This window comes from Riemerella columbipharyngis, assembly GCF_900101995.1.
Lineage (GTDB): Bacteria > Bacteroidota > Bacteroidia > Flavobacteriales > Weeksellaceae > Riemerella > Riemerella columbipharyngis.
In genome coordinates, this window is sequence record NZ_FNAS01000029.1 from 1 (window position 1) to 7713 (window position 7713).

Annotated in this window: 2 protein-coding genes; one reads left to right on the plus strand and one right to left on the minus strand. The window is 36.9% G+C overall.

Annotated elements, in window-relative coordinates; all coding sequences use genetic code 11:
* Positions 1-743: 743 nt before the first annotated feature.
* Positions 744-2660 (minus strand): hypothetical protein, encoded by a 1917-nt coding sequence (locus tag BLS89_RS10120; RefSeq protein ID WP_092738081.1) that lies wholly within the window; start codon positions 2658-2660, stop codon positions 744-746.
* 1019 nt (positions 2661-3679) lie between these two features.
* Here BLS89_RS10120 and BLS89_RS10130 point away from each other — a divergent pair.
* Positions 3680-7336, plus strand: coding sequence for an RIP homotypic interaction motif-containing protein (locus tag BLS89_RS10130; RefSeq protein WP_092738085.1), 3657 nt, complete (start codon positions 3680-3682; stop codon positions 7334-7336).
* Positions 7337-7713 lie beyond the last annotated feature (377 nt).

Below are 7713 nucleotides of genomic sequence, written 5' to 3' on the forward strand. Positions count from 1 at the left end.
GAGTACAAAGTAAATTGATTTTGATTAGATTTTTTTTCATTTAATCTTAGATTTAAAATAATAAAAGTTTATACTATATTTATTTAACTCTGATACTTTCTGCGGTGCTTATTTTCATCTTTCTAAGGAAAGCATAGTATTTTTACTACTTCTCCCACCATACTGTACTGTCCTTTTTGAATGGCTTTAAATTTTACTGGCATAATTTTGAGCTTTTATATTGCTTGGGATTGTAGTATTTTTATCAAAAAAAACTTGATTTTATTTTTTTAGCTGGTAAAGTGTTGAAAATATTTCGGCTCTACCTAAGGCTTTCGGGACAAGGCATAAAAAAACACTGCAAGGAATCAATGACAAATAATTCCCTTGCAGTGTCAAAGTATTAACAAGACATAAAAAAACACTGCAAAGAATCAATGATAAATTCCCTTGCAATGCCAAAATATTAAAGTAATCTCTACTTGCTTTTTTAAAATTATTTTTGTAAGAAGCCCATAAATAAAACCACTTACAGCTATTTAGTGTCTTAGTCCTAAATATATATATGTTTACACTTTTTTTTGTATTAAACAAAAAATTGTTAAACTTTCCATAAATCATAATATATTGCACACTACTTCTCATACGACGAACGCGGCAAAATTATAAAAAGTTTTTATAAACAACAAAACAATAACATATTAATTTCTTGAAAATATAGAAAAAAAAAGATACTGTTTTGGAACAGTATCTTTTAGTAGGTTTTAATTATTATCTGCCTCCTGAGTTACATTTATTTTATACCACTTATAACTTGTATCTGCTTCAGCAGCCCCTGTCCCAGTAAACAAACATATCCTAAGGTAGGATGGCCCTCCTGCAGTTACATAGTTAATAGATCCTTGATTAGCTCTATTACATGTTATTTCTCTATCAGTTTTATTAGTTACACCTTGAAAACGCAGTCCCTTTTTATTCAAATGGAAATCAGGACTAGAATCGTTGATATCATTATCGTTTTCGAGCGCATCAATAGCTACTCCTACTTTTTTGTTCTTTAATACAGTAAAAGCGTCTGCTGATTTTACTGCTGTTCCAGCTCCTACGGTTAGCAATCTACTTCGGGCATCAGTTCGATTTGGTACGGTATTATACATTCCCATCACCACATGGTTATCTGAATTTCCTGTATTAGTAGACCTTCCCATAGCTACAGATGCTCTTGCACTTGCAGTTGTTCCTAATCCCATAGCTACAGAAGAAGCTCCACTAGCTTGATTAGGAACAATCGCACTCAATGCTGAATTTGATACTCCTCCCATCACTACAGCTCCTTCTCCTGAAGCAACATTATTGAATCCCATAGCTACGGAATAATTTCCTTTTGCACCTTTGTCAGTAGAATTTGAAAAACTTAAATCCACAGCATTTGTTCCTACGGTACCATAGTTTGCTTCTGTTCTTCCGATAATGGTTAAGCCATTCTTTCCATCAGCTTGCTCCAATCCGGTTCTAGAGAATGTATTTCCGTTGAGCTTCATACCTTGCCCTACGGTATAAACTGCTGAACTTGGTCCAATTTTAAGAACTCCGTTTGCATCAGCATATACAGGGCGATCTCCAGTACCTTTTAGGTAACCAGAGAGAATGGCACCGTTTACTTGAAGTAAAGCAGAGTTTCCACTGATATTAGGATTATCAAAACTGTCGTATCCGATACCTGTTTTACCATCTCCTAATATGCTAAAAGCATCTCTTTTTTGAGCGCTTTCCCCTCTACCTATTACAAACAATCTTTTTTTACCAACACTTGCATCAGAATATGCATCTGTATTGAAGAAACCTAAGGCTACTTCCCCAGCTTCGGCATAAGCTCCTGTACCAAAAGCAAAAGATACAGCTCCTTTTGCTTTACTTGCATTCCCCCCTACAAAAGAATTACTTGCTGATTCCAGTACTTCTGTATTTTGCCCCATCGCAAAAGAACTTTCTGCACCTCGACCTATTTTTGTATCTTGGCCAGAGGCAAAAGAGGCTTTGCCTTCTACAATAGTATTTACCCCTACAGCGGCAGCATAATCAGCATTAACGCTAGATGTTTTATTGTCTCCATCTATAGAAGCAAGGTTTATAGAATTTCTTCCTTCTACCAAAGTTTTAGTGGAGGTTAGTTTATAACTTGATGAAGGAGTACCGAAAGCATAGCGGGTAGTACCATTATCTCCTACTGTATATCTAGTTTGAAGTGTTGTTGTTTTTTGAATGGCAGTTTCTATATCTACCCAAGTTCCCTGCCCACTTTGGGAATCATAAATATACTTTACATATCCTGGACCAATTGTTTGCCCTTGATTTACAGTAGTTGTATACGAAACATTATTGAGAGAAGTTTGCAACTCTCTTGGATACCCGTTATTACTTTTTATAACGACTGGTTCCGTCAGATACAACATCATAGAATGTTGATCTACCCCTAAGGGCGTATTTTTTAAAAAAGATTCGAATTGTCCACCGTTTAATCTAGGTATGAGAATTCCGGAAACACTTTCTCCATTGATTGAATGGATGTCTAATGTAGCTTTGGGACTATCTGTATTAATCCCCACTCTTCCTTGCTGGGCGTAAACCATTGTACCCATAAGAGTACAAAGTAAATTGATTTTAATTAGATTTTTTTTCATTTACTTTTAGTTTAAAGATGAAAATTTTATTGAGATTATTTTTTTCATATAAAAATATCTATAATGACTATCAAAATTCTTTACTGATATAGCAATTAACTCTAAGCAAACTACCAAAGAGAATATATAAATAACCAATTTTATCAGGTAAAACGAAAACGAACTATAGAAAAAAAATGTATTGATACAATGATTTAGCTCTTTCAAATTACTTATGCTGATATTTTATATTATTAAACAAAAGCTCTACTTTGGTTTATTAGTCATTATGTTAGTGCAAATTTACTATATTTTATTTTTAAAATTTAATATACTTACTATTTTGTAATTTTTAAAACTTTCATACCTTTGCACCGCTATCACAATAATCGATAATTACTTCGTTTTTATGATATAGGCAATCAATATATTGAGAATATTAAAAAACTTATGCAAATATTTAACTGTTCCGAATTTTTGTGTACATACACGCAAGAGCCGACCTTCGCGCGTGATATAAATTCTAACAAACAGCAAAAGCCTCATCGATTTATCTTTGCATCAAGCATTGTATTTTCGTGCCTTGTTATTTTTAATACATTTTCTGATACATTCATTGATTTCTTTAAGGAAGAGGCTTACCCTCTTTCTTTCAGAGGACTTGTAGTATATTATATTTTTTTCATGCTCCCCATTTGGGACTCTCTCTGTCTCTTTTACTTTAACAGCTTTTCTACTGTTATTATAGAGACAGAGTTTTTTTTAGCTAAACATTGTTTCCGTTCTTTTATACACCCGATATCGTTACGATTAAAACAGCAAAATAATACCAAAACAAAAGAATTAAAATATTGCCTTACAAAAAGGCCTTTACTGATTTTATCTTCGTACAGAAATATCCAAAATTTTCAATAGAAACAAAAATAGAATTTTTTGCTCTCTGTATTCCATAGTTTCAGAAAGGTTAAAACAAGCTCTGCAAGCAGTATCAAAATTGAATAAATATAGTATAACTTTTATTATTTTAAATCTAAGATTAAATGAAAAAAAATCTAATCAATGTAAGTATGCTCTGTGCGTTATGTACAGGAGCAGTAACTTATGCCCAACAGGGAAAAGTAGGGATTAATACAGAAAATCCCAAAGCTACATTGGATCTTAAAATTTCTAATGTCAATGTTAATGGGAACTCTAAAGAAGGGATTATCATTCCTAATGTAACCTCTGCTAGAGCCAAAAACATGGGAGAAGATGTAGAAGAATCTACTTTAGTCTACATAACAGATGGAACGACTGGCACAGGCACCACATCTCTAGTAGACGGCAAAGGTTTTTACTATTTTGATGCTACTCAAAAAAAGTGGGTAAAAGTAGATAAAAAATATACAGCCGGAAGTGGTATAACAATAAATGGAAACACCATTTCAGCAAATGTTACGGGAGGAACTACCTACAACAGCTCTACATCTGTAAAAGTAAATGGAAACACTATGGAGCGTGCTGCTCTTTCAGGTGATGTTACTGCAGCACAGAATAGTAATACCACTAAAGTGGTTGCCATTCAGGGAAAGGCTATTTCAAATGCTACTCCCACCGCAGGGCAAGTATTAAAATGGAATGGTAACCAGTGGGCACCTGCTGCGGATACGGATACTAACACCACTTATAGCGGTTCTACTTCTGTGGTTTTGGAAGGAACTACTTTCAAAAGACAAGCTCTTACAGGAGATGTTACTGCTGCAAAAGACAATAACAATGTAACCGTAAATAAGATCAAAGGAAGAGAAATAGCAGATACAGCCCCTTCCAACGGTCAGGTATTAAAATGGGATGCTACACAAAACAAGTGGATACCGTCCAATGACACGGATACCAACACAACTTACACCGCAGGAAACGGAATTACCATTAACGGAAATACGATTTCGTCAAATATTCCGAGAGGAAACACCTCCGGTCAAGTATTAAAATGGAATGGTAACCAGTGGGCCCCTACTTCGGATGCCGATACCAAATACACAGGTTCTACTTCGGTAATTATTAATGGAAGTAACAATATTCAGCGTGCAGCATTAACAGGTGATGTTACTGCAGCACAGAACAATAATAATGTAAAGGTAACTAAACTACAAGGAAGGGCTATTTCAAATGCTAACCCTTCTAACGGTCAGGTATTAAAATGGAATGGTAGCCAGTGGGCACCTGCTGCGGATATCGATACAAACACTGCTTATACGGGTTCTACATCAGTAGTTAAGAAAGATGACAATACTTTCGAAAGAGCTGCCCTTACAGGTGATGTTACCGCTACGCAAAATAGTAACAATGTAACCGTAAATAAAATCAAAGGAAGAGAAATAGCAGATACAGCCCCTTCCAACGGTCAGGTATTAAAATGGGATGCTACACAAAACAAGTGGATACCGTCCAATGACACGGATACCAATACGACTTACACCGCAGGAAACGGAATTACCATTAACGGAAATACGATTTCGTCAAATATTCCGAGAGGAAACACCTCCGGTCAAGTATTAAAATGGAATGGTAACCAGTGGGCACCTGCTGCGGATACAGATACTAACACCACTTATAGCGGTTCTACTTCTGTGGTTTTGGAAGGAACTACTTTCAAAAGACAAGCTCTTACAGGTGATGCCGTTGCAGATAAAGATAGTAACGAAGTAACGGTAAGAAGATTGCAAGGAAAATTTATTTCTGCTACTGCACCTACCAACGGACAGGTATTGAAATGGAATGCCCAGCAGAATCAGTGGATACCTGCTGCGGATACGGATACTAAATATAGAGCAGGGAATGGGATTTCTATCAATGGTAGTAATGTAATATCCACAAATTTACGAGCAGGAAACGGAATTACCATTAACGGAAACACCATTTCGGCAAATGTTACAGGAGGAACTACCTATACCAACTCGACATCCGTGAAGGTAAATGGAACCACTATGGAGCGTGCTGCCCTTACAGGAGATGTTACCGCAACACAGAACGATAACAATGTAACGGTAACCAAATTGAGAGGAAAAGCCATTTCAACAACTGCCCCTACCAACGGTCAGGTATTAAAATGGAATGGTAACCAGTGGGCCCCTACTTCGGATGCCGATACCAAATACACAGGTTCTACTTCGGTAATTATTAATGGAAGTAACAATATTCAGCGTGCAGCATTAACAGGAGATGTTACTGCAGCACAGAACAATAATAATGTAAAGGTAACTAAACTACAAGGAAGGGCTATTTCAAATGCTAACCCTTCTAACGGTCAGGTATTAAAATGGAATGGTAACCAGTGGGCACCTGCTGCCGATAACGGCTCTACCTATACCGCAGGACAGGGTATGAACTTAGGAGGTCCAGGACATAGTGCCAATGAATTTTGGAGAACAGGTTTGGAGGAAATTTCCGGAAATAGTACCAATAAAGGCTTGGCTATCATCGGAAGAACCGCGGACAACTATGGAAAAATAGGAGAAAAAGCCGTGGATTTAAGTTATAGTAATAGTGCTTCCACAACTAGGGGAGCTACAGGAAATTATTCAGTAGCTATGGGAAGAAATACTACTGCATCATCTCAGGATGCGACAGCCATGGGATTTCAAACCACTGCATCAGGACGATATTCAACAGCTATGGGACTTAATACCATAGCATCGGGACAATCTTCAACAGCTATGGGAGATAGAGCCAATGCATCTAATAAGAATGCAATAGCTATGGGAAATAATGCCACTGCATCAGGAGAAAATTCAGTAGCTATAGGGGATTCTTCCAATGCATCACATCCGCATGCAATAGCCATCGGAAGAAACACTAAAGCATTAGGTCCGGATGCGATGGCCATAGGAGCTTTAACCACTGCATCAGGGAATAATTCGACAGCCATAGGGACTAATACCACTGCTACAGGAGATTATTCAATAGCTATAGGAAGAGCTTCAACAGCATCAGGGACGGAAGCGATAACCCTGGGAGGCGGTACCACATCATCAGGAGATTATTCAACAACCATGGGACAGCGAACTACTGCATCAGGGAATCATGCGGTAGCAATGGGACTTAATACCACAGCATCAGGACCAAAATCAGTATCTATGGGAGTGGCTACTGAAGCATCAGGTGAAAATGCGGTAGTAATGGGAAATAATTCCGCTGCATCAGGAACGGGTGCGGTAGCAATGGGACTTAATACCACAGCATCAGGAGATTATTCAGTAGCTATGGGGATAAAAAATACAGCAAATGGTTATGGAGAAGTGGTGATAGGAAATCGAGCTACAACATCTACGGTAAATCTTAGAGACCGTGTTAATCCTCCTCGCTCCCGTCTCTTCACTATAGGAAATGGAGATGCATTTAATGGAAATCTTTACTCAGATGCTTTTACGGTACTACACAACGCTCGTGTAGGTATTAATATAGATCACTTCGATGATATTCAAAATGGTGGTGCTAAGTTGGTAGTCAATGGAGCGATACAGTTTTATATTAAAGAAGGAGATAAAGATCAGCATTGGAGCGCATCAGATCCGGCTGCTTCTATGAGTTGTGTTGAAGCTAACGAAGGTTCTCTAAGGTATATCAGAACAGGAACAGGATCTAATGTTAGGGGAGTTTTCCAAGGTTGCAGATACACCGGAAGCGGATACGATTGGGTGGATTTACACAACAAATAAGCCTATTAAAAAGGTAAAGCAAAACTTTCAGCTCTGCTGAGAGTTTTGTTTTTTATTGGTAAGTAGAAAACATTTCAGCAAAAAAATAGGTATTAAAAGCGATTGAAAACCTATAAGTATGAAAAGGCATAGCCAGCCGATGAAAATTTCCTGCCGTGAAAAATTTTTTTTCACATTAGGAAAAAAAATTCCCTAAGCAGGAAAATTCCAACGGAACGCTTGAAAATTTTTCCTCTCTGTATTGCATAGTTTCGGAGAGACAAAAACAAGCACCGCAGGCAATATCAGAGTTAAATAAATATAGTATAAACTTTTATTATTTTAAATCTAAGATTAAATGAAAAAAAATCTAATCAAAATCAATTTACTTTGTACTC

What these genes read in the sequence shown, in the direction of transcription:
- BLS89_RS10120 (WP_092738081.1), bottom strand. Translation starts at nt 2,660, where the DNA reads ATGAAAAAAAATCTAATTAAAATCAATTTACTTTGTACTCTTATGGGT.
- BLS89_RS10130 (WP_092738085.1), top strand. Translation starts at nt 3,680, where the DNA reads ATGAAAAAAAATCTAATCAATGTAAGTATGCTCTGTGCGTTATGTACA.